28 protein-coding genes and 1 tRNA gene are annotated in these 23,583 nt (G+C 62.4%); 24 read left to right on the plus strand and 5 right to left on the minus strand.

Going from position 1 to position 23,583, the window contains the following annotated elements; all coding sequences use genetic code 11:
• Window positions 1-33 precede the first annotated feature (33 nt).
• From hisG to MFF62_RS21925, 16 genes are all read left to right on the plus strand, one after another.
• Window positions 34-708 (plus strand): ATP phosphoribosyltransferase, encoded by a 675-nt coding sequence (gene hisG, locus MFF62_RS21850; RefSeq protein ID WP_238265202.1) that lies wholly within the window; start codon window positions 34-36, stop codon window positions 706-708.
• Between the two features lie 59 nt (window positions 709-767).
• Window positions 768-2,105: a histidinol dehydrogenase gene (gene hisD / locus MFF62_RS21855; protein ID WP_238265203.1), complete on the plus strand. Its 1,338-nt coding sequence runs from the start codon at window positions 768-770 to the stop codon at window positions 2,103-2,105.
• 22 nt (window positions 2,106-2,127) lie between these two features.
• A complete protein-coding gene (hisC, locus tag MFF62_RS21860) occupies window positions 2,128-3,228 on the plus strand; it encodes a histidinol-phosphate transaminase (RefSeq protein ID WP_238265204.1) in 1,101 nt (366 codons plus the stop codon).
• Window positions 3,229-3,235: 7 nt separating this feature from the next.
• Window positions 3,236-3,823: an imidazoleglycerol-phosphate dehydratase HisB gene (gene hisB, locus MFF62_RS21865; protein WP_238265205.1), complete on the plus strand. Its 588-nt coding sequence runs from the start codon at window positions 3,236-3,238 to the stop codon at window positions 3,821-3,823.
• Window positions 3,824-3,924: 101 nt separating this feature from the next.
• Window positions 3,925-4,548 carry a YchE family NAAT transporter gene (locus MFF62_RS21870; protein WP_238265206.1) on the plus strand — a complete coding sequence of 208 codons (624 nt, stop codon included), beginning with the start codon at window positions 3,925-3,927 and terminating at the stop codon, window positions 4,546-4,548.
• Complete coding sequence (hisH, locus tag MFF62_RS21875; protein ID WP_238265207.1) at window positions 4,545-5,198, plus strand: imidazole glycerol phosphate synthase subunit HisH; 654 nt, start codon at window positions 4,545-4,547, stop codon at window positions 5,196-5,198. Before MFF62_RS21870 ends, hisH begins: the two co-directional genes overlap by 4 nt.
• A gap of 173 nt (window positions 5,199-5,371) precedes the next feature.
• Window positions 5,372-6,115, plus strand: coding sequence for a 1-(5-phosphoribosyl)-5-[(5-phosphoribosylamino)methylideneamino]imidazole-4-carboxamide isomerase (gene hisA, locus MFF62_RS21880; RefSeq protein WP_238265208.1), 744 nt, complete (start codon window positions 5,372-5,374; stop codon window positions 6,113-6,115).
• Between the two features lie 67 nt (window positions 6,116-6,182).
• A complete protein-coding gene (gene hisF / locus MFF62_RS21885; protein WP_238265209.1) occupies window positions 6,183-6,953 on the plus strand; it encodes an imidazole glycerol phosphate synthase subunit HisF in 771 nt (256 codons plus the stop codon).
• 2 nt (window positions 6,954-6,955) lie between these two features.
• A complete protein-coding gene (gene hisI, locus MFF62_RS21890; RefSeq protein ID WP_238265210.1) occupies window positions 6,956-7,363 on the plus strand; it encodes a phosphoribosyl-AMP cyclohydrolase in 408 nt (135 codons plus the stop codon).
• Window positions 7,360-7,728 carry a phosphoribosyl-ATP diphosphatase gene (locus tag MFF62_RS21895; RefSeq protein ID WP_238265211.1) on the plus strand — a complete coding sequence of 123 codons (369 nt, stop codon included), beginning with the start codon at window positions 7,360-7,362 and terminating at the stop codon, window positions 7,726-7,728. Before hisI ends, MFF62_RS21895 begins: the two co-directional genes overlap by 4 nt.
• 68 nt (window positions 7,729-7,796) lie before the next feature.
• Window positions 7,797-8,189 (plus strand): DUF4870 family protein, encoded by a 393-nt coding sequence (locus MFF62_RS21900; protein ID WP_238265212.1) that lies wholly within the window; start codon window positions 7,797-7,799, stop codon window positions 8,187-8,189.
• A gap of 84 nt (window positions 8,190-8,273) precedes the next feature.
• On the plus strand, window positions 8,274-8,630 hold the full coding sequence (locus MFF62_RS21905) for a histidine triad nucleotide-binding protein (protein WP_238265213.1): 357 nt from the start codon (window positions 8,274-8,276) through the stop codon (window positions 8,628-8,630).
• 164 nt (window positions 8,631-8,794) lie between these two features.
• A complete protein-coding gene (tatA, locus tag MFF62_RS21910; protein WP_238265214.1) occupies window positions 8,795-9,031 on the plus strand; it encodes a Sec-independent protein translocase subunit TatA in 237 nt (78 codons plus the stop codon).
• 90 nt (window positions 9,032-9,121) lie between these two features.
• Entirely contained in the window at window positions 9,122-9,640 is a 519-nt protein-coding gene (tatB, locus tag MFF62_RS21915; RefSeq protein WP_238265215.1) for a Sec-independent protein translocase protein TatB, read from the plus strand.
• A gap of 2 nt (window positions 9,641-9,642) precedes the next feature.
• Complete coding sequence (tatC, locus tag MFF62_RS21920) at window positions 9,643-10,425, plus strand: twin-arginine translocase subunit TatC (protein ID WP_238265216.1); 783 nt, start codon at window positions 9,643-9,645, stop codon at window positions 10,423-10,425.
• A gap of 254 nt (window positions 10,426-10,679) precedes the next feature.
• Entirely contained in the window at window positions 10,680-11,753 is a 1,074-nt protein-coding gene (locus MFF62_RS21925; RefSeq protein WP_238265217.1) for a porin, read from the plus strand.
• A 580-nt stretch (window positions 11,754-12,333) separates the two neighbouring features.
• On the opposite strand, the gene MFF62_RS21930 is transcribed toward MFF62_RS21925, so the two are convergent.
• Window positions 12,334-13,527, minus strand: coding sequence for a Do family serine endopeptidase (locus MFF62_RS21930; RefSeq protein ID WP_238265218.1), 1,194 nt, complete (start codon window positions 13,525-13,527; stop codon window positions 12,334-12,336).
• 20 nt (window positions 13,528-13,547) lie between these two features.
• Between MFF62_RS21930 and MFF62_RS21935 the strand changes: the two genes are divergently transcribed.
• Complete coding sequence (locus MFF62_RS21935) at window positions 13,548-14,294, plus strand: Nif3-like dinuclear metal center hexameric protein (RefSeq protein ID WP_238265219.1); 747 nt, start codon at window positions 13,548-13,550, stop codon at window positions 14,292-14,294.
• A gap of 40 nt (window positions 14,295-14,334) precedes the next feature.
• Here the strand turns inward: MFF62_RS21935 and mscL are convergent, their stop codons facing one another.
• Window positions 14,335-14,769, minus strand: coding sequence for a large conductance mechanosensitive channel protein MscL (gene mscL / locus MFF62_RS21940; RefSeq protein ID WP_283205364.1), 435 nt, complete (start codon window positions 14,767-14,769; stop codon window positions 14,335-14,337).
• Between the two features lie 243 nt (window positions 14,770-15,012).
• On the opposite strand from mscL, the gene petA reads away from it, so the two are divergent.
• From petA to MFF62_RS21970, 6 genes are all read left to right on the plus strand, one after another.
• Window positions 15,013-15,630 (plus strand): ubiquinol-cytochrome c reductase iron-sulfur subunit, encoded by a 618-nt coding sequence (gene petA / locus MFF62_RS21945; RefSeq protein WP_238265220.1) that lies wholly within the window; start codon window positions 15,013-15,015, stop codon window positions 15,628-15,630.
• 2 nt (window positions 15,631-15,632) lie between these two features.
• A complete protein-coding gene (locus MFF62_RS21950; RefSeq protein WP_238265221.1) occupies window positions 15,633-17,036 on the plus strand; it encodes a cytochrome b in 1,404 nt (467 codons plus the stop codon).
• A 37-nt stretch (window positions 17,037-17,073) separates the two neighbouring features.
• Window positions 17,074-17,817, plus strand: coding sequence for a cytochrome c1 (locus MFF62_RS21955; RefSeq protein WP_238265222.1), 744 nt, complete (start codon window positions 17,074-17,076; stop codon window positions 17,815-17,817).
• A gap of 295 nt (window positions 17,818-18,112) precedes the next feature.
• A complete protein-coding gene (locus MFF62_RS21960; RefSeq protein ID WP_010812311.1) occupies window positions 18,113-18,724 on the plus strand; it encodes a glutathione S-transferase N-terminal domain-containing protein in 612 nt (203 codons plus the stop codon).
• A gap of 29 nt (window positions 18,725-18,753) precedes the next feature.
• Window positions 18,754-19,254: a ClpXP protease specificity-enhancing factor gene (locus MFF62_RS21965; protein ID WP_238265223.1), complete on the plus strand. Its 501-nt coding sequence runs from the start codon at window positions 18,754-18,756 to the stop codon at window positions 19,252-19,254.
• Between the two features lie 52 nt (window positions 19,255-19,306).
• Window positions 19,307-19,382: transfer RNA gene (locus tag MFF62_RS21970), tRNA-Thr, on the plus strand.
• A 153-nt stretch (window positions 19,383-19,535) separates the two neighbouring features.
• Here MFF62_RS21970 and MFF62_RS21975 read toward each other — a convergent pair.
• Complete coding sequence (locus MFF62_RS21975) at window positions 19,536-21,416, minus strand: PhoX family protein (protein WP_238265224.1); 1,881 nt, start codon at window positions 21,414-21,416, stop codon at window positions 19,536-19,538.
• Between the two features lie 356 nt (window positions 21,417-21,772).
• On the opposite strand from MFF62_RS21975, the gene MFF62_RS21980 reads away from it, so the two are divergent.
• The gene (locus tag MFF62_RS21980) at window positions 21,773-22,672 is read left to right on the plus strand and encodes an endo alpha-1,4 polygalactosaminidase (protein ID WP_238265225.1); all 900 of its coding nucleotides are present in this window, start codon (window positions 21,773-21,775) and stop codon (window positions 22,670-22,672) included.
• A gap of 65 nt (window positions 22,673-22,737) precedes the next feature.
• Here the strand turns inward: MFF62_RS21980 and MFF62_RS21985 are convergent, their stop codons facing one another.
• Both MFF62_RS21985 and MFF62_RS21990 read right to left on the minus strand, forming a co-directional pair.
• Window positions 22,738-23,235, minus strand: a complete 498-nt coding sequence (locus tag MFF62_RS21985) for a M48 family metallopeptidase (RefSeq protein WP_238265297.1) — start codon at window positions 23,233-23,235, stop codon at window positions 22,738-22,740.
• Window positions 23,236-23,272: 37 nt separating this feature from the next.
• Complete coding sequence (locus MFF62_RS21990; RefSeq protein WP_061953311.1) at window positions 23,273-23,497, minus strand: hypothetical protein; 225 nt, start codon at window positions 23,495-23,497, stop codon at window positions 23,273-23,275.
• Between the last annotated feature and the right edge of the window lie 86 nt (window positions 23,498-23,583).

The following is a 23,583-nucleotide window of genomic DNA, read 5'->3' on the forward strand; positions in this document are numbered from 1 at the left end:
GCCCGCGCCGCCCTGAACCTAGAAGAATCGACGATGAGTCCCGCTTTCAATGCCTCGCCCAACCAGCTGACGCTGGCACTGTCCAAGGGCCGCATCTTCACCGAGACGCTGCCGCTGCTGGCCGCGGCCGGCATCGAGGTGACCGAGGACCCGGAAACCTCGCGCAAGCTGATCCTGCCGACCACCGATCCGGCCGTGCGCGTGATCATCGTGCGCGCGTCGGACGTGCCGACGTACGTGCAGTATGGCGCGGCCGACTTTGGCGTGGCCGGCAAGGACGTGCTGATGGAGCACGGCATGACCGGGCTGTATGCGCCGATCGACCTGAACATCGCACGTTGCCGCATGTCGGTGGCGGTGCCGGCCGGGTTTGACTACGCCAACGCCGTGCGCCAGGGTGCGCGGCTGGCCGTGGCCACCAAGTACGTGCAGACCGCGCGCGAGCACTTTGCCAAGAAGGGCGTGCACGTGGACCTGATCAAGCTTTACGGTTCGATGGAGCTGGGGCCGCTGGTGGGGCTGTCCGATGCCATCGTCGACCTGGTCAGCACCGGCGGCACGCTGCGCGCGAACAACTTGGTGGAAGTGGAAGAGATCGTGCAGATCTCGTCGCGCCTGGTGGTCAACCAGGCGGCTCTGAAGCTCAAACGGGAACGGCTGGCGCCGATTCTCGATGCATTTGAACGGGCCTCGGCGGCGCTCGCCTGAGGCACGACCCAGTTGAACCGATGCGGAATCCGAGTGGGATTCCGCGAGGACAAGCAGTCATGAACGAAACCGATATGGACAACCTGTCGATTCGCAGGCTCGACTCGACCGAGCCCGGGTTTGCCGATGCCCTGCGCCAGGTGCTGGCGTTCGAGGCATCCGAAGACGAGGCGATCGATCGCGCCGCCGCCGATATCCTGGCCGATGTGCGCCGCCGTGGCGACGAGGCCGTGCTGGAGTACACGCGCCGCTTCGACCGCCTGGAAGCCAACTCGATGGGGGCGCTGGAGCTGTCGCAATCCGAACTGGAAGCTGCGCTGGAAGACCTGGAGCCGAAGCGCCGCGCCGCACTGGAAGCGGCCGCCGCGCGCGTGCGGGCCTACCACGAGAAACAGAAGATCGAGTGCGGTAGCCATAGCTGGGAATACACCGAATCCGACGGCACGATGCTGGGCCAGAAGGTCACGCCGCTGGACCGCGTGGGCCTGTACGTGCCTGGCGGCAAGGCCGCGTATCCGTCGTCGGTGCTGATGAACGCGATTCCGGCGCGCGTGGCTGGCGTCAAGGAAGTGATCATGGTCGTGCCCACGCCGGGTGGCGTGCGCAACGAACTGGTGCTGGCTGCCGCGCAGATCGCTGGCGTGGACCGCGTGTTCACGATCGGCGGCGCACAGGCGGTGGGCGCGCTGGCGTTCGGCACGGCCACGCTGCCGCAGGTGGACAAGATCGTCGGCCCGGGCAATGCCTACGTGGCCGCTGCCAAGCGCCGCGTGTTCGGCACGGTCGGTATCGACATGATCGCCGGTCCGTCCGAGATCCTGGTGATCTGCGACGGCACCACCGATCCGGACTGGGTGGCCATGGACCTGTTTTCGCAGGCCGAGCACGACGAACTGGCGCAGTCGATCCTGCTGTGCCCGGACGAGGCGTACCTGAACCGGGTGGAAGAAAGCATCCAGCGCCAGTTGCCGACGATGCCGCGCCGCGAAGTCATCGCTGCGTCGCTGGCCGGGCGGGGCGCGCTGGTCAAGGTGCGTGACATGGAAGAGGCGTGCGAGATCGCCAACGCCATCGCGCCGGAGCACCTGGAGATTTCTGCCGAGAATCCGCGCCAGTGGAGCGAGAAGATCCGCCACGCGGGCGCCATCTTCCTGGGCCGCTACACCAGCGAATCGTTGGGCGACTACTGCGCGGGCCCGAACCACGTGCTGCCCACTTCGCGCACCGCGCGCTTCTCGTCGCCGCTGGGCGTGTACGACTTCCAGAAGCGCTCGAGCCTGATCGAGGTAAGCGAGGGTGGCGCGCAGATGCTGGGCCAGATCGCCGCCGAACTGGCTTACGGCGAAGGCTTGCAGGCCCACGCCCGCAGTGCCGAATACCGCTTCACCAAACGCTAAGACATCCAACCCGAGGACCATCATGTCAGCCGTAGACCCATCCCTGATCGAACGCATCATCCGTGACGACGTACGCGCCATGGGCGCCTACCATGTCGCCGACTCGCACGGACTGGTGAAGCTCGACGCGATGGAGAACCCCTACCGGCTGCCGCCCGAACTGCGCGCGCAACTGGCCGCGCGGCTGGGCGAGGTGGCGCTGAACCGCTACCCGGTGCCCAGCAGCGAGGCGCTGCGCGCCAAGCTCAAGGACGTGATGAACGTGCCGGACGGCATGGAAGTCATGCTCGGCAACGGTTCGGACGAGCTGATCAGCATCATTTCGCTGGCGGCGTCCAAGCCGGGCGCCAAGGTGCTGGCGCCGGTGCCGGGCTTTGTCATGTATGCGATGTCGGCGCAGTTCGCCGGGCTGGAGTTCGTGGGCGTGCCGCTGCGCGCCGATTTCACGCTGGACCGCGCCGCCATGCTGGCGGCCATGGCCGAGCACAAGCCCGCTGTTATCTATCTGGCCTATCCGAACAACCCGACCGGCAATCTGTTCGACGCGGCCGACATGGAGGCTATCGTCCGTGCCGCGCAGGGCGAGGTGTGCCAGAGCCTGGTGGTAGTGGACGAGGCCTACCAGCCGTTCGCGCAGGAAAGCTGGATGCCGCGCCTGACCACGTTCGGTAACGTGGTCGTGATGCGTACGGTGTCCAAGCTCGGCCTGGCCGGTATCCGTCTGGGCTATATGGCCGGATCGCCGGAATGGCTGTCGCAACTGGACAAGGTTCGCCCGCCGTACAACGTCAACGTGCTGACCGAGGCCACCGCGCTGTTCGCGCTGCAGCATGTGAACGTGCTTGACGAACAGGCGGCGCAGCTTCGCGCCGAACGTACGAAGCTGGCCGATGCCCTGGCCGCCCTTCCGGGCGTGACGGTGTTCCCGAGCGCTGCCAACTTCTTGCTCTTCCGCGTGGCGAATGCGGCACAGACGTTCGACCGGTTGCTGGCGCGGAAGGTATTGATCAAGAACGTGAGTAAAATGCACGCATTGCTGGCCAACTGTCTGCGCGTGACGGTCAGCACCCCCGAAGAAAACGCGCAGTTTCTTGAGGCTTTCAACGCCTCGTTGCAGGATTAACCCCACCATGCGTGTTGCAGAGGTCACCCGCAATACCTCGGAAACGCAGATCCGCGTTTCGCTGAACCTTGATGGCACCGGCCGCCAGAAGCTGGCTTCCGGCGTGCCGTTCCTCGACCACATGCTGGACCAGATTGCCCGGCATGGCATGTTCGACCTCGAGGTCGAGGCCACGGGCGACATCCATATCGACGACCACCATACGGTGGAGGACGTCGGCATTACGCTGGGCCAGGCCGTGGCGCGCGCCATCGGCGACAAGAAGGGCATCACCCGCTACGGGCACAGCTATGTGCCGCTGGACGAATGCCTGTCGCGCGTGGTGATCGACTTCTCGGGCCGCCCGGGCCTGGAATTCCACGTGCCGTTCACGCGCGCCCGGGTGGGCAGCTTCGACGTCGACCTGACGATCGAGTTCTTCCGCGGCTTTGTGAACCATGCCGGCGTGACGCTCCACATTGATAACCTGCGTGGCATCAATGCGCACCATCAATGCGAAACGGTGTTCAAGGCGTTTGGCCGGGCACTGCGCATGGCGGTGGAGTTGGACCCGCGCGCGGGCAATCAGATTCCATCGACCAAGGGCACGCTCTGACCCATACTGTCCACGGCCCTCATCACTGACCTGCGCCCCTAAAAAGCAGGCGTGCCGGCTGGTTGCGGCGACGCTGAGAACCACCGACATATCCGCATCCGATGGATACGCTCAAGTCTTTTATCTCGCTGCTGGCGCTGATCAACCCGATCGGGGCGATCCCGTTCTTCATCAGCCTGACCACGCAGCAGACGGAGGCGGAGAAGCTAAAGACGATCAAGACGGCATCGATTGCCGTGGCGATCGTGGTGGGATTGTCGGCGTTGCTGGGCCAGCAGATCATTGAGTTCTTCAATATCTCGGTGGCGTCGCTGCAGGTGGGTGGCGGGCTGATCATGATCATGATGGCCATGAACATGCTCAATGCCCAGACTGGCCGCACCAAGGCCACGCCGGAGGAAGAGGACGAGGCCGAGGCCAAGACCAGTATCGCGGTGGTGCCGCTGGCGCTGCCGTTGCTGACCGGGCCGGGATCGATCAGCACGGTGATCGTGTATGCGGGCAAGACGCATCACTGGTACGAACTGCTGATCCTGGTGGGAATTGGCGTCATCCTGGGGCTGGTGGTGTATGGCACATTCCGTGCGGCGGATCCGATCGCGCGGGTGGTGGGCCGGACCGGGATCAATATCGGTACGCGCCTGATGGGGTTGATCCTGTCGGCGCTGGCCGTCGAATTCATTGTGGACGGGCTGAAGACATTGTTGCCTGTTTTGAAATCATGACTACCATAGCAATTGTGGATTACGGCATGGGCAACCTGCGCTCGGTGGCGCAGGCCCTGCGTGCGGCGGCCCCGGAAGCGGACGTGCAGGTCGTGGACCGGCCAGAAGCCATTCGCGGCGCGGACCGCGTGGTGTTGCCGGGCCAGGGTGCGATGCCTGACTGCATGGGTGCCCTGGGGGATTCGGGCCTGCAGCAGGCCGTGCTGGAAGCCGCCGCGTCGAAGCCGATGCTGGGCGTGTGCGTTGGCGAACAGATGCTGTTCGACCGTAGCAGCGAAGCTCGGGCGGGCGCAGATAGCACGCCGGCGCTGGGCCTGATGCCCGGCGAGGTGATTCGGTTTGAACTGGACGGCATGACGCAGCCCGACGGCTCGCGTTTCAAGGTGCCGCAGATGGGATGGAACCGTGTGCGCCAGGCGCTGGCGCATCCGCTGTGGAACGGCATTCCGGACGACAGCTGGTTCTACTTCGTGCACAGTTACTATGTGCACGCGCGGGACCCGGCCCATATCGCCGGCGAAACGGATTACGGCGTCGTGTTTACCAGTGCGGTGGCACGCGATAATATTTTCGCCACGCAGTTCCACCCGGAGAAGAGCGCTGCGATGGGTTTGCAGCTATACCGGAATTTCGTGCACTGGAATCCGTAAAGCGTCAGAAGCACCTGTTACCAGAAGCGCCACAAGATCAACAGCAATCGCCCGTTCAGAGCCACCGACCCAGACTGCATCCATTGCAAAACTGACATGACCTGAATGCCCGCGCAACCGCGCTGGCCTTTGCTGACTATTCCCTTTTACACAACCACCACGCTCGTTACGCTATGTTGCTCATTCCGGCCATCGACCTGAAGGACGGTCAGTGTGTACGCCTCAAACAAGGCGACATGGACCAGGCCACCGTCTTTTCCGAAGATCCCGCCGCCATGGCACGTCACTGGGTGAACCAGGGCGCGCGACGCCTGCATCTGGTCGACCTGAACGGCGCTTTTGTTGGCAAGCCCCGCAACGAAGCCGCCATCAAGGCGATCATCGCCGAAGTGGGCGACGAAATCCCCGTGCAGCTTGGCGGCGGCATCCGCGACCTGAACACGATCGAGCGCTGGCTCGACGACGGTCTGTCGTACGTGATCATCGGCACGGCAGCCGTAAAGAACCCGGGCTTCCTGAAGGACGCCTGCTCGGCGTTCGGCGGCCACATCATCGTCGGGCTCGATGCCAAGGACGGCAAGGTTGCCACCGATGGCTGGAGCAAGCTGACCGGCCACGAGGTGGCGGACCTGGCACGCAAGTACGAAGACTACGGCGTGGAAGCCATCATCTACACCGACATCGGTCGCGACGGCATGCTGCAGGGCATCAACATCGACGCCACGGTCAAGCTGGCCCAGTCGATGTCGATCCCGGTGATCGCCAGCGGCGGGCTGTCGAACATGGCCGACATCGACCAGCTCTGCGCGGTGGAGCGCGAAGGCGTGGAAGGTGTGATCTGCGGTCGCGCCATCTACTCGGGCGACCTGGTATTCGCGGACGCCCAGGCGCACGCGGACAAGCTGGGTGCAGAGTAACTAGCCTGTCCGGCAGGACGCCACAACCAGCCGCTGCCCGGGCGGGCGGCGGCAGGCAAGGAATCTCATGTTAGCCAAACGTATCATCCCCTGCCTGGACGTGACCAACGGGCGGGTGGTCAAGGGTGTCAACTTCGTCGAACTGCGCGATGCGGGCGACCCTGTGGAAATCGCGCGCCGCTACGACGACCAAGGCGCCGACGAGATCACATTTCTCGATATCACTGCCACCAGCGACGGCCGCGACCTGATCCTGCACATCATCGAGGCCGTGGCTTCGCAGGTGTTCATTCCGCTGACGGTTGGCGGCGGCGTGCGCGCCGTGGAAGACGTGCGGCGCCTGCTCAATGCCGGCGCGGACAAGATCAGCGTCAATTCGTCGGCCATCGCCAATCCGCAACTGGTTTCCGACGCCACGGGCAAGTACGGCTCGCAGTGCATCGTGGTGGCCATCGATGCCAAGCGCAGCTCCGCGCCCGGCGAGCCGGCCCGCTGGGAAGTGTTCACCCATGGCGGCCGCAAGGCGACCGGCCTGGATGCCGTGGAATGGGCGCGCGAGATGGCGCGCCGCGGCGCCGGCGAAATCCTGCTGACAAGCATGGACCGCGATGGCACCAAGAGCGGTTTCGACCTGGAACTGACGCGCGCCGTCAGCGATGCGGTGCCGGTGCCGGTCATCGCGTCGGGTGGCGTGGGCGGCCTGCAGGACCTGGCCGACGGCATCAAGCTCGGCCGCGCCGATGCGGTGCTGGCTGCCAGCATCTTCCACTATGGCCAGCACACGGTTGGCGAAGCAAAGGCATTCATGGCCCGCGAGGGCATTCCCGTCCGGATCTGATCATGGCAAAGAAGTGGTTGAACAAGGTGAAGTGGGACGACAACGGCCTGGTGCCGGTGATCGTCCAGGAGACGGGTTCCAATGACGTGCTGATGTTCGCGTTCATGAACCGCGAGGCATTGCAGCGTACCGTCGAGCTGGGCGAGGCCGTGTTCTGGTCGCGCTCGCGCAAGCGCCTGTGGCACAAGGGCGAGGAATCGGGCCATGTGCAGAAGGTGCACGAAATGCGCCTGGACTGCGACGAGGACGTAGTGCTGCTGAAGGTCACCCAGGTGGACAACATCGCCTGCCACACGGGCCGTCATTCCTGCTTCTTCCAGAAGTTCGAGGGCGATGCCGAAACGGGTGACTGGCAGACCGTCGAGCCGGTGCTCAAGGACCCTTCCACGATCTACGCCGCCAAGCCATGAGCCAGCACACCGAATCCGCCGACGTGCTGGCCCGCGTGGCTGCCACGCTGGAATCGCGCAAGCCCGAGAACGGCGGAGACCCCGCCCAGTCCTACGTTGCCAAGCTGTTCGGCAAGGGCGACGACGCCATCCTGAAGAAAATTGGCGAGGAAGCCACCGAGACCGTGATGGCGGCCAAGGACGCCCGCGCGGCTGGCCTGGGCGAAGAGGCCGTCGGCAAGGTGATCTACGAGGTGGCCGACCTGTGGTTCCATACGATGGTGCTGCTATCGCACATTGGCGCGTCGCCCGCCGACGTGGTCAACGAACTGGCGCGGCGCGAAGGGTTGTCCGGCCTGGCAGAGAAGGCCAACCGCAAGGAGTAGGATTAGGCTAGGGGCCGCCCGGAACAGGTCCGGACGCGGCATGACGCGGGGCAACGCTGGAGGGCACGATGGCGACGGACTACACCACGCAGGTCACGACAACCGTGGACGCGGACAAGCTCGACGGATTGCGCAAGCTCACGCATATCCTTTACGCGCTCTATGCGATCCACTGGTTCACGGGCGGCATCACCGCGGTGATCGCGATCATCGTCAATTACGTGAAGCGCGACGATACCCGCGGTACGGTCTATGCCTCGCACTTCGCATGGCAGATCCGCACGTTCTGGTGGTCGATCGTCTGGTATGTGGCGGGCGGCTTCATGTTCGTGACAGTGTTGCTGTTCCCGCTGGCAATCGCCGTTTTCTGCGTGTTGTCACTGTGGATACTGTATCGTATCGTCAAAGGCTGGCTGTACCTGAACGACCGCAAGCCGATGTACCCCGACGAGTCGTTCTGACGTCGGGCGCAGAGATACAGATAAAAGTGGCAGCAAGGCGGCGTATTTTTTTGGAATATGCCGACAGGCTGCAACAAGAACTTCATGAAATCTCAGGACAATTGCATTTTCTGCAAGATCGTTGCCGGTCAGATCCCGTCCCGCAAGGTGTATGAGGACGACGACCTGCTCGCGTTTCACGATCTCCATCCCAAAGCACCGGTACACTTTCTGGTTATTCCGAAATCGCACGTCGATTCGCTGGCCGATTGCGGACCCGGCGATGCGGATGTGCTTGCTAGAATGATGCTCAAGGTGCCAGAACTGGCGCGCCTTGCCGGCTGCAACAACGGGTTCCGCACGGTGATCAACACCGGCACGGACGGCGGACAGGAGGTGTTTCACCTTCATCTGCACGTACTGGGCGGCCCGCGCGACCAGTGGAAGTCACCGGCGTTCTGAGCCGAGGGCATCAGGACGGCCTGGGTATGAAAAAGGGGCTGGGACAGTGATGTCCCGGCCAAATGTTGCGTCGGCCACCGTCTCCCGGCGCAGCCTTTGAAGGACGGAACTACGGGGCAGGGCTATCGGAATGCCGATGCCCGCGGCTTTATCAGGAGCAAGAAATGGGTTCGTTTAGCATTTGGCACTGGCTGATCGTGCTGGTGATCGTCATGCTCGTCTTCGGTACCAAGAAGCTGCGCAACATTGGCCAGGACCTGGGCGGTGCGGTGAAGGGCTTCAAGGACGGCATGAAGGACGCAAACGGCGAGGAAGCCGGCGCCAAGCCGGAGCAAGCCAAGGAGCTGCGCGACACCACCACGATCGACGTGGAAGCCAAGGAAAAGCAGCGCCAGCAGTAATCCGCAGGCTGCTTCTTTCTTGTCAGTCACCCTCCCGGCGGCCGCGCATGGCGCGGCTTGCCTGTCTCGTGTCTCAGTTCCGGTTTTCGCATGATCGATCTCGGCATTTCCAAGCTGGCACTGATCGGCGCCGTCGCGCTGATCGTGATCGGCCCCGAGCGTCTGCCGAAGGTGGCGCGCACGGTCGGCGCACTGGTCGGCCGCGCGCAGCGCTATATCAATGACGTGAAGGCCGAAGTCAGCCGCGAGGTGGAACTCGAGGAACTGCGCAAGATGCGCACGGAATTCGAGAACGCCGCGCGTGACGTCGAGCAGACCATCCACAAGGAAGTCAACGAGCATACCCAGTCGCTGAACGAAGCACTGGGCGAGCTGGAGACTTCCGGCACGGCCGATGGCGGCACGACTGACGGCAGCACCGGATATGTGCCCAGCTGGAGCAGCGCGCACAAATCGCACAACGGCCGCAAGAGCTGGCGCGTCAAGCAGGGCGCCCGGCCGATCTGGTTCAAGCGCCAGCAAAATGTTCGCGTGTGGGTGCAGTCCGGCGCTGCCCGCGTGAAGCGCCACCGCCCGGCCAGCGGCCGCAACCGTTCCTTCTTCGAGTAAGCATGGCGGGCACCCAAGACCCCAACGACGAATCCCAGCAAGAGACCTTCATTTCCCACCTGATCGAGTTGCGCGAGCGGCTCGTAAAGGCGGTGGCGGGCGTCATCGTCGTATTCCTGTGCCTGGTGTACTGGGCCGCGGAAATCTTCAACCTGTTTTCCGCGCCGCTGACCGAGGCGCTGCCTAAGGGCGGACGGATGATCGTCACCGATGTCACCGGCTCGTTCTTCGTGCCGATGAAGGTGACGATGCTGGTGGCGTTCCTGATCGCGCTGCCGTGGGTGCTCTACCAGGTCTGGCGATTTGTGGCACCGGGCCTGTACCAGCATGAGAAGAAACTGATCATGCCGCTCGTGACCAGCAGCTACGTGCTGTTCCTGTGCGGCGTGGCGTTCGCCTACTTCCTGGTGTTCCCGACGGTGTTCCACTTCATGGCGCATTACAACGCGCCACTCGGCGCGGACATGTCGACCGACATCGACAAATACCTGAGCTTCGCCATGACTACGTTCCTGGCCTTCGGCATCACGTTCGAAGTGCCGGTGGTGGTGATCGTACTGGTCAGGTTCGGCGTGGTGGAACTCGACAAACTCAAGCAGATCCGCCCCTACGTTATCGTCGGCGCATTCATCATTGCCGCCGTGGTAACGCCTCCCGACGTTATGTCGCAACTGCTTTTGGCCGTGCCGCTCGTGCTGTTGTACGAACTCGGCCTGCTGATGGCACGTTTTGTGACCAAGCAGCCACTAGGCACCCCTGCCGAAGGCGAAACCCAGCCCGACTAAGTTCCCAGCTAGTTGTTAACGGCCTGTTTCCCCTGGCGCTGAATGCTGCGTTTTGCACCAAGTTGGTGAAACTGTTGCAGTTTGCTGTTGCTTCGTCACAACAAGAACCGTCAGTAAACCGTGTTTACGGCGAAAAAGACTTCTGACGCGCTGGGGGGGTGACACATAATACGACGCAGACGTGAAGGTTAATGCGTCGCCCAAGCACTTGGGCAACCAAGATTTCCCAATCAGTTGACAAGGAAAGTGTCGATATGAAGATGAAACTGTTTGCAGCTGCCGTTGCCGCTCTGGCCGCCGGCGGTGCCTATGCCCAGTCGAGCGTGACCCTGTACGGTGTGGTTGACGCCGGTATCGAATACCAAAACCATCAGCCGGGTGGCGGCCATGACGTCGTTCGCATGACCTCCGGTAACCTGTCGGGCAGCCGTTGGGGCCTGCGCGGCGTGGAAGACCTGGGCGGTGGCCTGAAGGGCGTCTTCGTGCTGGAAAGCGGTTTCAACGTTGACAACGGCACCACGGGCCAGACCAGCAACAACACGAGCCGTCTGTTCGGTCGTCAAGCGTACGTCGGTCTGCAAAGCCAGTGGGGCGCGCTGACCCTGGGTCGCCAACAGACCCCGTTCTATGAATTCGGCCTGGCCTTCGATCCGATGGCCATTTCGACCAAGTACTCGATCACGTCGCAAGATCCGGCTTTCTCGCAACGCGCTGACAACTCGATCAAGTACGTTGGCACGTTCGGTGGCCTGACCGCCAATGCCCTGTACAGCTTCGGCTGGGACAACAACGGTGAAGTCGCTGGTACGGCCAAGATCGGTCGCGAGTACAGCGCAAGCCTGACGTACGTCGGCGGCCCGTTCTCGGTTGGTGCCGTGTATGACGAAACCAACGTTGCTACGTCGGTTGCCACGAAGGACCAGATCCTGCGTCGCGCTTCGGTCGCTGGTACGTACGCCTTTGGCCCGGCCAAGGTGTTCGCTGGTTACCGTTGGGGCCACGCTGTCGACACGATTTTCCTGACCACGCCGGCTCCGGGTGGCAAGAACACGTCGAACCTGTACTGGCTGGGTCTGGGTTACCAACTGACCCCGGCTCTGTCGCTGACGGGCGCAACCTACTACCAAGACTTCCGCAGCAGCGGTCGCGATCCGTGGACGTTCGTCGCTTCGGCTGACTACGCGTTCTCGAAGCGCACCGACGCTTACCTGACCGTGTCGTACGCCAAGAACAAGGACGACTCGACGATGGGCGTGGACGGCTTCGGCAAGACCAACGGCACGAACAACCAGTTCGGCGCTGTGGTTGGTGTTCGCCACAAGTTCTAATTTGACGCGGGTGTAAGCCCGCATCAGATTCGGCTTGATCAAAACGCCGGCATCCGAAAGGATGCCGGCGTTTTGTCTTTTGGCGGCGTAAGGGAGCCTGGACCTCCTCGCTGCTGGAGCACTCACTGTCTAATTGACGCCATCCAGCGAACGGGCACCCCCGGCCCCTCTCCCGCAACGCGGGAGAGGGGCCGGGGGGGGGAGCGTAGGGCACGCTAAACAACGACATCCCCAACACCAGCGCCAGTGCCGGCGTACCGTACCGCCTTGCACCTGCCCCACCTTCGCAGAGCATTCCAAAGACGGTTGGACGTCACGGTCACCCCTCGACCTAGGTCATACAGCCCCCGCACAACAATCCACCGGAGAAGGGGTGACAAGCAGTCAGCGACGTACCTTCCTCTGAAACGCCAGGGCGACGTCCTGCGCTGCCTTCCACAAGAACGCGCGCCCCAAATAAAAAACCCCCGTCACTTCTGACGGGGGTTTTGCCTTCCAGGCGAACTACCCAGCAATTTGCAGGGCGGTGAGACTAGCCAGCAACCACCAGCCAGTCCGCCCACACCCTTCATTCGCTCAATTACTCTTCCTCTTCCAACGGCATGGCGCGACGGGGCGGCGGAGGCCGCTTGCCGATGGTCACCGAGATATCCGAAGGCTTGCCGCGACGAATGACCTTCATCTTCACCTCGGCGCCAGGCTTGAGCTGGGCGATGGCGTTCAGCAGTGCCGTCGTGTCGGAGATCACCTGGTTGTCCACCGATACCAGCACGTCACCGGGCCGTACGCCGGCCTTGTCAGCCGGGCCGCCCTGGACCACTGCGGCAATCAGTGCGCCTTCTTTCGCGTCGAGGCCAAACGATTCGGCAATCTCCGGCGTCAGGTCTTGCGGCTCGACGCCGATCCAGCCGCGCGTCACGCTGCCGGTCGAGATAATCGACTCCATGACCTGCTTTGCCGTCGATACCGGGATCGCAAAGCCAATACCGAGCGAACCACCCGAGCGCGAGTAGATTGCAGTATTGATGCCGAGCAGGTTGCCTTGCGCATCGACCAGCGCGCCGCCCGAGTTGCCCGGGTTGATGGCCGCATCGGTCTGGATGAAGTTCTCGAAAGTATTGATGCCAAGGTGGCTGCGGCCCAGCGCGGAAACGATACCCATCGTCACAGTCTGGCCCACGCCGAACGGATTGCCGATGGCCAGCACCACGTCACCCACCTTCACGTTCTCGATACGGCCCAGCGTAATCGCCGGCAGATCCTTGAGCGTGATCTTCAGCACGGCAAGGTCGGTTTCAGGATCTGAGCCCACGACCTTGGCGTTGGCCTTGCGGCCGTCGGTCAGCGCCACCTCGATTTCGTCGGCGCCGTCCACCACATGGTGGTTGGTTAGAATGTAACCTTCGGCGCTGACAATGACGCCCGAACCCAGGCTGGACACCGGTTCCTGGCGTTCCGGCAGCCGGTCGCCAAAGAAGAACCGGAACCACGGATCCTCCGCCTGCGGGTTGGGCGACCGTTTCGAACCATTCTTGCTGGTGAAAATGTTGACCACCGCAGGCATGGCTTCCTTGGCGGCGTCGCTATAAGACCCTTGCGCCGCGGAGCCCGTCACGCTCGGCACGACTTCCTTCAATGCCACGATCGGCGACCCCGACTGCACGGCCACTCGCCCACGCTGCAGCCAGTCGGGTTTCAGCGTGGCGACAACGAACCACACGGCCAGCACGACCGTGACGGCCTGAGCAAAGAACAGCCAGAATCGGCGCAACATATCGGAGTTTTGACCAGAAAATGAAAACTAAAGAGCTGGAATTGTACTTGAACGACCTGTTGGAAGTTCCGCGTTTCAAGGACTATTGCCCGAATGGGCTCCAAGTGCAAGGTCGACCCGAAGTCACCCATATCGTCACAGGTGTCACCGCCAGCCTGGCGCTGCTGGATGCCGCGATCGAGGCCGGGGCCGACGCGATCCTGGTGCACCACGGCTATTTCTGGAAGAACGAAGATGCCCGGGTCATCGGCCAAAAGCACGCAAGGTTGAAGAAACTACTCGCGGCCGACGTGAATTTGCTGGCCTTTCACCTGCCGCTGGATAACCACGCCGAACTCGGCAACAACGCACAGTTGGCGTTGCAGCTCGGCATCGTGCCGAACGGCCGTTTCAGCGACGACCAGCTTGGCTGGACCGGGACGCTGCCGCAACCGATGCCGCTGCAGGCGTTCGCCGCGCATGTAGGCGGCGTGCTTGAGCGCGAGCCACTGGTGATTGGTGACCCCGAGCAGACGATTCGCAGCGTGGGCTGGTGCACGGGCGGCGCGCAAGGGTACTTCGCGGCGGCCGTGGCAGCGGGCGTGGATGTCTATATCAGCGGGGAAGTGTCCGAACCCACCACGCACCTAGCGCGCGAGAGCGGCGTGGCCTACATCGCAGCGGGGCACCACGCAACGGAACGCTATGGCATCCGGGCCGTAGGAGAGCATCTGGCGCAGCGTTTCGACCTGCGCCACACCTTCATCGATATCCCGAACCCGGTCTGAGCAACCGGGTCCGGGCACCAGCAGGGCACGACCCTAGGGGTCAGGCGCGCGGGGTTTGCAGGCTGTCGCGGATTTCGCGCAACAGCTTGATGTCCTCGGGCGTCTCCGCCGGCTTCGGCGCTTCCTCGTTCTGCTCGCGCATCTTGTTGAACGCGCGAACCATCATGAAGATGATGAACGCCAGAATGACAAAGTTGACTACGATAGTCAGGAAATTGCCGTAGGCAAACACCGGCACCCCCGCTTTCTTCAACGCATCGAGCGTGTTCGGCACGCCCGGCGGCGGCTCGGCCAGCACGACGAACATGCTCGAAAAATCGAGCTTGCCCACCACGCGGCCCACCAGCGGCATGATCAGGTCATTGACGACCGAATCAACGATCTTCCCAAACGCAGCGCCGATGATCACACCGACGGCCAGGTCGATCACGTTGCCGCGCATCGCAAAAGTTCGGAACTCGCTCATCATTCCCATTGGTTATTCTCCGAATTGTTGTTTCAGATTAACGTTTGTGTTTGACAAAGACTGCATCATCGCAACCTCGAGTGCAAGTCTGGATGCCGCGTTCGAACGCTCACCGAGCGATCCCACAAACGATCCCATGACCGATTATCGGCGCCACGGCTATCAGTAGTTCGCCTATCGTCGCCAGATGTGCCTCAGGTATAATTTTTTGTTGACGCAAGATTCAATTGATGACATCCCCTGGGGTTTGGAATGAGTGACCAGCAAGACGTGAAGAACGTGGACAAAGGTCGCCGCAATTGGTTGATCGCGACTTCTGTCGCGGGCGGCGTAGGAGGCGTTGCAGTAGCAGTACCGTTTGTCAGTACCTTTGCACCGTCGGAAAAGGCCAAGGCCGCCGGCGCGCCTGTCGAAGCCGACATAGGTGCGTTGAAACCCGGTGAAATGATGACGGTGGAATGGCGAGGCAAGCCGGTCTGGATTCTGCGCCGTACGCCGGAAATGCTGGCTTCTCTCAAGAAGACCGACGCTGAAGTCGCGGATCCGGGTTCCGACGTCCCCTTCACGATGAAGACGCCGGACTATTGCAAGAACGAGACGCGGTCGCGTGCCGAACACAAGGATCTGCTTGTGGTCGTCGGCATTTGTTCCCACCTTGGTTGTTCCCCCTCTGGCCCGTTCGCCTCGGGTACCAATCCGCAACTCGGCGCGGATCCCGGCTTCCTGTGCCCGTGCCATGGCTCCACCTTCGACCTTGCGGGCCGCGTGTTCAAGAACAAGCCTGCCCCGCAGAATCTTGACGTACCCCCGTACCAGTTCCTGACCGACACCAAGATTGTGATCGGCAAGGACGAGAAAGGAGAAGCGTGATCATGGCGGCCGAAAAAGAAGTCAAGACCACCGGGCTGCTGGGCTGGATCGACGCCCGTTTTCCCGCCACCCAGCTCTGGGAAGACCACCTCTCCAAGTACTACGCGCCGAAGAACTTCAACTTCTGGTACTTCTTCGGATCGCTGGCACTGCTGGTGCTGGTGATCCAGATCGTCACCGGCATCTTCCTGGTGATGAACTACAAGCCGGACGGCACGCTGAACGCGGCCGGCATTCCGGTGGCGTTCGCCAGCGTGGAATTCATCATGCGCGAAGTGCCATGGGGCTGGCTGGTGCGCTACATGCACTCCACCGGCGCCTCGGCGTTCTTCGTCGTGGTGTACCTGCACATGTTCCGTGGCCTGCTGTACGGTTCGTATCGCAAGCCGCGCGAGCTGGTCTGGATCTTCGGGTGCCTGATTTTCCTGTGCCTGATGGCCGAAGCGTTCATGGGCTATCTGCTGCCCTGGGGCCAGATGTCGTACTGGGGCGCGCAGGTGATCGTGAACCTGTTCTCGGCGATCCCCGTGATCGGCCAGGACCTGTCGCTGTTCATCCGCGGTGACTACGTGGTGAGCGATGCCACGCTGAACCGCTTCTTCTCGTTCCACGTGATTGCGGTGCCGCTGGTGCTGTTGGGCTTGGTGGTGGCGCACATCATCGCGCTGCACGAAGTGGGCTCGAACAACCCGGACGGCGTGGAGATCAAGGCGAAGAAGGACGAGAACGGCATTCCGCTCGACGGCATTCCGTTCCACCCGTACTACTCGGTGCACGACCTGCTGGGCGTGGCCGGCTTCCTGATCGTCTTCTCGGCCGTGATCTTCTTCTTCCCGGACGTGGGTGGCTATTTCCTGGAGGCCAACAACTTCTTCCCGGCTGATCCGCTCAAGACGCCGCCGCACATTGCACCGGTGTGGTACTTCACGCCGTTCTACTCGATGCTGCGCGCCACGACGTCGAACTTCCTGCCGATCCTGTGGCTGTTCTTCGCGGTCGTGCTGGGCATGGTGTTCCTGCGCACGAAGGACGCACGCATCAGGATTGGCTCGGTGGCCATCATGGTGATCCTGGCCGTGGGCTTCTACTTCATCGACGCCAAGTTCTGGGGCGTGCTGGTGATGGGCGGCTCGGTGATCGTGCTGTTCTTCATGCCGTGGCTCGACTGCTCGCCGGTCAAGTCCATCCGCTATCGTCCCGCTTTCCACAAGTCGATTCTGATCGTCTTCGTGGTGGTGTTCCTGGTCCTCGGGTACCTGGGCGTGCAACCGCCGTCGCCGGTGGGTGAGAAGGTGTCGCAGCTCGGTACGCTGCTGTACTTCGCCTTCTTCCTGATCATGCCGCTGTGGAGCCGTGCCGGCACGTTCAAGCCGGTGCCGGAGCGCGTCACGTTCCATCCGCACTAAGACGCTGCGCGACCCTACAAGAGGACAAGGACACAAGATGAAAAAGTTGCTTTCGATCTTCGCACTGGTCGGCGCATGCCTTGCCGCGCTGCCCGCGATGGCCTCAGAAGGCGGTTATCCGCTGGAGCCGGCTCCGCTGGACACGAGCGATGTCTCGTCGCTGCAGCGTGGCGCCAAGCTGTTCGTCAACTACTGCCTGAACTGCCACGGCGCGTCGATGATGCGCTACAACCGGCTCAAGGACCTGGACCTGACCGATGACCAGATTCGCCAGAATCTGCTGTTTTCGGGGGATAAGGTTGGCGATACGATGACGATCGCGCTGCCGCCGAAGGATGCCAAGGCGTTCTTTGGCGCCAACCCGCCGGACCTGTCGGTCATCTCCCGCGCACGCGGCAACGACTGGCTCTACACCTATCTGCGCACGTTCTACCGTGACGACTCGCGCGCCACGGGCTGGAACAACCTGGTCTTCCCGGCAGTGGGCATGCCGCACGTGCTGTGGGAGCTGCAGGGCCAGCGCGCGCCGAAGTTCGCCGAGGTGGAGGAGCATGGCCAGAAGGTGCACAAGCTGGCCGGCTGGGAACAGCTGACGCCGGGCAAGATGAACACGCAGGAGTACGACCAGGCCGTGGCTGATCTGGTGAACTACCTGAACTGGATGGCCGAGCCGGCGCAAAGCCACCGCAAGCGGCTAGGCGTCTGGGTGCTGCTGTTCCTGGGCGTTTTCACCGTGTTCGCCTGGCGCCTGAATGCCGCGTTCTGGAAGGACGTGAAGTAAGTATTAGCAGGGCGCGGTGCCGGCAGTTGTAACAGAATATGTAACAGCGAAGGAATGCCGCCCCGAGGGCCGGCGCGGAAGTTGCAGCAGTGCAGCACCGCGCCGGCCCTTTTGTTTTGTGCCTTTCCACGAGACCAGCCTGAAAAGTCACTCGGAGTGGGGCGCCTGCTATTTGTAACTAATTTGCTTTTCGATGGGGCGATCCGGCAGAATGTTTGCCCTGTCTAGAACCAGCATGATCAAGTTCGCCGAATTTCCATAAATTTGGCGCACTTCACACCCAAGGAATTCAACCATGATGGTGTTGTATTCGGGTACCACCTGCCCGTTTTCCCAACGTTGCCGCCTTGTCCTGTTCGAAAAGGGCATGGACTTCGAAATCCGCGACGTTGACCTGTTCAACAAGCCGGAAGATATTTCGGTGATGAACCCGTACGGCCAGGTGCCGATTCTCGTCGAACGCGACCTGATCCTGTACGAATCGAACATCATCAACGAGTACATCGACGAGCGCTTCCCGCACCCGCAGCTGATGCCGGCTGACCCGGTGCAGCGCGCCCGCGCCCGCCTGTTCCTGTTCAACTTCGAAAAGGAACTGTTCACCCACGTGTACACGCTGGAGAACGAAAAGGGCAAGGCCGCCGAGAAGAACCACGAGCGCGCCCGCGCCGCGATTCGCGACCGCCTGACGCAACTTGCTCCGATCTTCGTGAAGAACAAGTACATGCTGGGCGAAGAGTTCTCGATGCTCGACGTGGCCATCGCCCCGCTGCTGTGGCGCCTGGACCATTACGGCATCGAATTGTCGAAGAACGCCGCGCCGCTGCTGAAGTACGCGGAACGCATCTTCAGCCGCCCGGCCTACATCGAAGCGCTGACCCCGTCTGAAAAGGTCATGCGTCGTTAAGTCGCCCCCGACGCCACCGCTCAAGCGTAATGCCAGAAACCTCCACCAAGCCCTACCTGATCCGTGCCATCTACGAATGGTGCACGGATAACGGCTTCACGCCGTATATCGCAGTCTTTGTCGACGGCAACACCAACGTGCCACGCGAGTTCGTGAAGAACAACGAGATCGTGCTGAACGTAAGCTTCGACGCGACCAGCGGCCTGGATATGGGCAACGAGTGGATCGGCTTCAGCGCGCGCTTCGGTGGCGTTTCGCGCAAGATCGACGTGCCCGTGGAAAACGTGCTCGCCATCTATGCACGTGAAAACGGCCAGGGTATGGCGTTCCCCGTCGAGCGCAGCATCCCCGAAACCCAGGCCGCCACGGAACGCGAAAACAACCCGCCTCCGAAACTGGCCTCGGTCGACGCCGACACGCCAGCACCGGTCACCGCGGAAGAGGGCATCGAGGGCTCGGACGACGATCCCAACCCGCCCCCCGTCCCGCGAATCGGCGGCAAAAAGCCTTCCCTGAAGGTAGTCAAATAAGCCATCGCCAAGACACACCGCATACAGTAGAATCGCGGTCTGCACCAAACATGCCGGCTTAGCTCATCAGGTAGAGCAGTTGATTTGTAATCATCAGGTGGCGGGTTCGAGTCCTGCAGCCGGCACCAGTTTCATGTGAAAAGGCCACGCGAGAGCGTGGCCTTTTTGCTTTCCGCGGTCTCTTTTGCGCGAACGCTTAAGCAAATAAAAACACCGCAAGAATCAAAGCCCCCGCGGTGTCCTTTCCTGCAATCACTCAACAAGAAAAATCAGCCAGAACCTCAAGCCCCCACCGGCTTCCCCTCCTTATGCCGCAACACCACCGTCGACGACCTCGACGGCAGCGCCTTGTCCGGCCACTGGCCGGTGGAATCCCCAGTCGGATGCTGAATATTCACAAAGAACGTCGTCAGATCCGGCGTATATGCCAACCCAGTGATCTCACACCCAGCAGGACCTACCAGGATGCGGCGGACTTCGCGGGTTGCCTGGTCCAGGTAGTGCATCGAGTTGGCGCCGAAGATGCTGGTCACCGACGAGCCGGTGCCGGCGTCGGTCTGGATCCAGAGGCGGCCCTTCGGGTCTATGCGGATGCCGTCGGGGCTGCTGAAGGTGGCGCCGATCATGTTGCCCTTCTGGTTGGCGGCGGCGATTGACGGGTCGCCGGCCAGCAGCAGGATTTCCCACTTGAACTTGGTGGCCAGCGGCGAATCGCCGTCTTCGCGCCAGCGGACGATGTGGCCGTGCGGGTTGTTGGCGCGCGGGTTGGCGGCGTCGGTTTGCACGCGGCCGCCGTTGTTGGTCAGCGTGCAGTAGATGGTCTTGTCCTGGCCCACCGTGATCCACTCGGGGCGGTCCATCAGCGTGGCGCCGGCTACGCGGGCGGCGGCCTTGGTGTTCACCAGCACGTCGGCCTGGGTATTGAAGTCGACGTTGACTGGCACCACCACGCCTGCGGCGGCCTGGGTCCAGTTGCCGGGGTCGGAGGCGCCCGCGACCAGGCCGTTCTTGCCTTGGGTCAGTTCGATCCATTCGCCGGTACCGTCGCCGTTGAACTTGGCGGCGTACAGCGTGCCGTTGTCCAGCAGGCTGGCGTTGTTCAGGCGATTGGAGGCATCGAACGCGTTGCTCGGGATGAACTTGTAGATGCAGCCCGGCGTGCCGTCGTCGCCCATGTAGAAGGCCACGCGGTTGCTGGCATTGGCCATGAACGCGGTGTTTTCATGGTCGAAGCGGCCCATGGCGGTGCGCTTCACCGGCATGCCGCTGATCTGCTGCAGCGGGTCGATTTCCACGACCCAGCCGTAGCCTTCCTCGGCTTGCGTCGGATCGATGTAGTTGTCGGTGGTTTCCTCGCACGTGAGGTAGGTGCCCCACGGCGTATGGCCGCTGGAGCAGTTGTTCAGCGTGCCGATGACCACTGGGCCCACCACGCTGGCGGCGGGGCCGGACACGCGATACGACGTGTTGCCCGAGTAGCGCTTGTTGTAGAGCGAGTTGCGCTTGACCTGCCACTTGTTGGCCACCAGTTCGATTTCGATGACCGACACGCCGACCGACGACAGCACGATGCGCTTTTCCTCGGGCGTGGCGGTGGCTGGGTTGTAGGCGGTGGGCAGCAGGATGGCGGAATCCGGTGCCTCGTGGTTCATCACCAACAGGCCGCCCTTCTGCGGATCGACGCCGGGGACCTCGAAGTAGTGCATGCCGTCGTGGTTGCCACCGGCCTGCTGCTCGGTTTCCATCGACGACTGGAATGCGCCCTTGTAGCCGGCCGCGCCAGCGGCCACAGGATCGCCGGCGGAAAACAGCACGTACGTGTCATACGTGTTGGGTACGGTCACCTTGTTTTCGGTGATCTTCGAGGGCAGCGACTGGAAGTTGACGCTGTAGTCCAGCGGTTGCTGGGCCGGCCCTGGGGCCGGGGCGGGCGCCGGGGCAGGTGCCGGCGCGGCGCTGTTGTTGTCGTCGTCGCCACCGCAGGCGGCAAGCAGCGAGCTGCCGCCGAACGCGGACAGCAGCGAAACGCCGAGGCTGCCGCGCAGCACGCGGCGGCGTGCGGGATTGGCGGCAACCAGTTCTTCCAGCGTCTGACCCGGGACAGTCTTGTTGCCTTCGGCTTCGCGGCGCGGGGCGCGCAGCTTGTCGGTGATGTACGACATGTGTTCCTCCAGTATTTGTGGGGTGTCCTCCGCGGCAGCGGGGACGGGCGGGGAGAGAGCCGCCGCAGATACTAGGGAACAAATGTGTCGTTTTGGTTACTGAATGACCGGACATTCAGCCAATATCGCCGGCGCGATGCGTCTGATTCGAGGCGTGCTTCAGTTTGCGATGGCGTCTCCGATAACGCTAAGGCAGGCAAGTCCCCAAAAGGGTTGCGGTGTCCGATGACACGAAGATGGCATCGGCGCTTGTCTCGCGCATAATCGGCAGCACGCTGATCGACCCTTCCTGAAAAGGGCAATACACAGCGGTCATTTTTTGTTGGGTTTATTGGGTACAACAGGAGAGGTCAAATATGCATAGCAGACTTGCAGGCCGTCGCGCGTCGCGACTGGCGCTGGCAACCCTTGTCGCCTCGCTGGCCGCGTGCGGCGGTGGTAGCGACGACGATGGCGGTTCGGTGGTGCGCGTGTCCGAAGCAGCCACCACGCTGTCTACGAGTGCCGTTTCCCAGAACACGATCACCAATCCCACGCGCTGGATGCCGTCGCTGACGGACACGTGGCAGATCCAGCTGCAAGGCACGATCAACACCGGCTACAACGTCGCGGTCTACAACATCGACCTGTTCGATACGCCCCAGGCCACCATCAACGCGTTGAAGGCGCAGGGCAAGCGGGTGGTGTGCTACTTCTCGGCTGGCAGCAGCGAGGACTGGCGCCCCGATTTCTCGAAGTTCAAGGCGGCCGACATGGGCAACGCGCTCGATGGCTGGGCCGGTGAGCGCTGGCTCGACACGCGCTCGGCCAATGTCCGCGCGATCATGCAGGCGCGCATGGACCTGGCGAAGTCGAAGGGCTGCGATGGCATCGATGCAGACAACGTCGACGGCTACACCAACAAGCCGGGCTTCCCGCTGACCGCGGCCACGCAGCTCGACTACAACCGCTACCTGGCTGATCAGGCGCACGCACGCGGCCTGGCCATCGGTCTGAAGAACGCCGTAGCACTGCTGGCCGACCTGGCATCGTCATACGATTTCGCGTTGAACGAGCAGTGCTTCCAGTACAACGAATGCGGAGGTTACTCGGCGTTCACGGTGCAGGGCAAGCCTGTGTTCAACATCGAATATCAGGCGAAATGGAAGGACGCGGCCACGCGCACGAAGCTTTGTGCGAAGGCCCAGGCGTTGAACATGCGCACACTGGTGCTGCCGTTGGCGCTGAACGACAAGTTCCGGTATAGCTGCGATTGATCTGATGTATGAAATTTGGCTCCCCTCTCCCACGTCAGTGGGAGAGGGGAGCAACCGTCGGCAGATCAACCGCCGCCAGCCTTCTCCATCTCCCGCCAAGTCAGATACAACCGCGTATCAAACTCCAACTGGTGGTAGCTCGGCTCCATATGTTCGCAGAGCCGGTAGAACGCCTTGTTGTGATCCGATTCCTTCAGGTGCGCCAGTTCGTGCACCACGATCATGCGCAGGAATTCGGGCGGTGCGTCCTTGAACAGCGACGCCACGCGGATTTCCTTTTTCGCTTTCAACTTGCCGCCCTGCACGCGCGAAATGGCCGTGTGCAGGCCCAGCGCATGCTGCGCGGTATCGAGCCGCGCGTCGTAGCCCACCTTGTGCAGCGGCGGCGCGCTGCGCAGGTATTCCTGCTTGATGTCGCTGGTGTATTCGTAGAGCGCGCGATCGGTCTGGACGGCATGCCGTTCGGGATAGCGGCGCGCGATGTGGTCGCCCAGCGTGCCGGCTGCCATCGCGGCGCGCACTTGGTCGAGCACGTTGGGCGGATAGCCGCCCAGGAATCGCATCGGGTCTTTCACGCCCGGACGCCAGCCTTCGGACATTTCAGTGGTGGTGATGGTGGTGATGCATCCAGCTGTTGTCCATCGAGTTCACGAAGGACTCGACGGCATCCTTGTCGCCGGTGGCGTGGCGCATCAGTTCGCCGCACTTGCAGAAGCCCTGGTACGGGGTGATGTGCGAGCAGGCCGACGTCTTTTGCAGGTACAGCGTGACGGGTTTCGTGCACTTCTTGCACTTGAACTTCAGGGTCAGGGCGGGTTTGCTCATGGGATTCCGGTGTCAAAACGGCGCGAATGCGAAACCCGCCATTGTACCGGGCGCGTCCGATTGGCGATGGCCGGGCAAAAGCGGCC

It is taken from the genome of Cupriavidus pauculus (assembly GCF_022179805.1).
GTDB lineage: Bacteria > Pseudomonadota > Gammaproteobacteria > Burkholderiales > Burkholderiaceae > Cupriavidus > Cupriavidus pauculus_E.

What these genes read in the sequence shown, in the direction of transcription:
- hisG (WP_238265202.1), top strand. Translation starts at nt 34, where the DNA reads ATGAGTCCCGCTTTCAATGCCTCGCCCAACCAGCTGACGCTGGCACTG.
- hisD (WP_238265203.1), top strand. Translation starts at nt 768, where the DNA reads ATGAACGAAACCGATATGGACAACCTGTCGATTCGCAGGCTCGACTCG.
- hisC (WP_238265204.1), top strand. Translation starts at nt 2,128, where the DNA reads ATGTCAGCCGTAGACCCATCCCTGATCGAACGCATCATCCGTGACGAC.
- hisB (WP_238265205.1), top strand. Translation starts at nt 3,236, where the DNA reads ATGCGTGTTGCAGAGGTCACCCGCAATACCTCGGAAACGCAGATCCGC.
- MFF62_RS21870 (WP_238265206.1), top strand. Translation starts at nt 3,925, where the DNA reads ATGGATACGCTCAAGTCTTTTATCTCGCTGCTGGCGCTGATCAACCCG.
- hisH (WP_238265207.1), top strand. Translation starts at nt 4,545, where the DNA reads ATGACTACCATAGCAATTGTGGATTACGGCATGGGCAACCTGCGCTCG.
- hisA (WP_238265208.1), top strand. Translation starts at nt 5,372, where the DNA reads ATGTTGCTCATTCCGGCCATCGACCTGAAGGACGGTCAGTGTGTACGC.
- hisF (WP_238265209.1), top strand. Translation starts at nt 6,183, where the DNA reads ATGTTAGCCAAACGTATCATCCCCTGCCTGGACGTGACCAACGGGCGG.
- hisI (WP_238265210.1), top strand. Translation starts at nt 6,956, where the DNA reads ATGGCAAAGAAGTGGTTGAACAAGGTGAAGTGGGACGACAACGGCCTG.
- MFF62_RS21895 (WP_238265211.1), top strand. Translation starts at nt 7,360, where the DNA reads ATGAGCCAGCACACCGAATCCGCCGACGTGCTGGCCCGCGTGGCTGCC.
- MFF62_RS21900 (WP_238265212.1), top strand. Translation starts at nt 7,797, where the DNA reads ATGGCGACGGACTACACCACGCAGGTCACGACAACCGTGGACGCGGAC.
- MFF62_RS21905 (WP_238265213.1), top strand. Translation starts at nt 8,274, where the DNA reads ATGAAATCTCAGGACAATTGCATTTTCTGCAAGATCGTTGCCGGTCAG.
- tatA (WP_238265214.1), top strand. Translation starts at nt 8,795, where the DNA reads ATGGGTTCGTTTAGCATTTGGCACTGGCTGATCGTGCTGGTGATCGTC.
- tatB (WP_238265215.1), top strand. Translation starts at nt 9,122, where the DNA reads ATGATCGATCTCGGCATTTCCAAGCTGGCACTGATCGGCGCCGTCGCG.
- tatC (WP_238265216.1), top strand. Translation starts at nt 9,643, where the DNA reads ATGGCGGGCACCCAAGACCCCAACGACGAATCCCAGCAAGAGACCTTC.
- MFF62_RS21925 (WP_238265217.1), top strand. Translation starts at nt 10,680, where the DNA reads ATGAAGATGAAACTGTTTGCAGCTGCCGTTGCCGCTCTGGCCGCCGGC.
- MFF62_RS21930 (WP_238265218.1), bottom strand. Translation starts at nt 13,527, where the DNA reads ATGTTGCGCCGATTCTGGCTGTTCTTTGCTCAGGCCGTCACGGTCGTG.
- MFF62_RS21935 (WP_238265219.1), top strand. Translation starts at nt 13,548, where the DNA reads ATGAAAACTAAAGAGCTGGAATTGTACTTGAACGACCTGTTGGAAGTT.
- mscL (WP_283205364.1), bottom strand. Translation starts at nt 14,769, where the DNA reads ATGGGAATGATGAGCGAGTTCCGAACTTTTGCGATGCGCGGCAACGTG.
- petA (WP_238265220.1), top strand. Translation starts at nt 15,013, where the DNA reads ATGAGTGACCAGCAAGACGTGAAGAACGTGGACAAAGGTCGCCGCAAT.
- MFF62_RS21950 (WP_238265221.1), top strand. Translation starts at nt 15,633, where the DNA reads ATGGCGGCCGAAAAAGAAGTCAAGACCACCGGGCTGCTGGGCTGGATC.
- MFF62_RS21955 (WP_238265222.1), top strand. Translation starts at nt 17,074, where the DNA reads ATGAAAAAGTTGCTTTCGATCTTCGCACTGGTCGGCGCATGCCTTGCC.
- MFF62_RS21960 (WP_010812311.1), top strand. Translation starts at nt 18,113, where the DNA reads ATGATGGTGTTGTATTCGGGTACCACCTGCCCGTTTTCCCAACGTTGC.
- MFF62_RS21965 (WP_238265223.1), top strand. Translation starts at nt 18,754, where the DNA reads ATGCCAGAAACCTCCACCAAGCCCTACCTGATCCGTGCCATCTACGAA.
- MFF62_RS21975 (WP_238265224.1), bottom strand. Translation starts at nt 21,416, where the DNA reads ATGTCGTACATCACCGACAAGCTGCGCGCCCCGCGCCGCGAAGCCGAA.
- MFF62_RS21980 (WP_238265225.1), top strand. Translation starts at nt 21,773, where the DNA reads ATGCATAGCAGACTTGCAGGCCGTCGCGCGTCGCGACTGGCGCTGGCA.
- MFF62_RS21985 (WP_238265297.1), bottom strand. Translation starts at nt 23,235, where the DNA reads ATGCGATTCCTGGGCGGCTATCCGCCCAACGTGCTCGACCAAGTGCGC.
- MFF62_RS21990 (WP_061953311.1), bottom strand. Translation starts at nt 23,497, where the DNA reads ATGAGCAAACCCGCCCTGACCCTGAAGTTCAAGTGCAAGAAGTGCACG.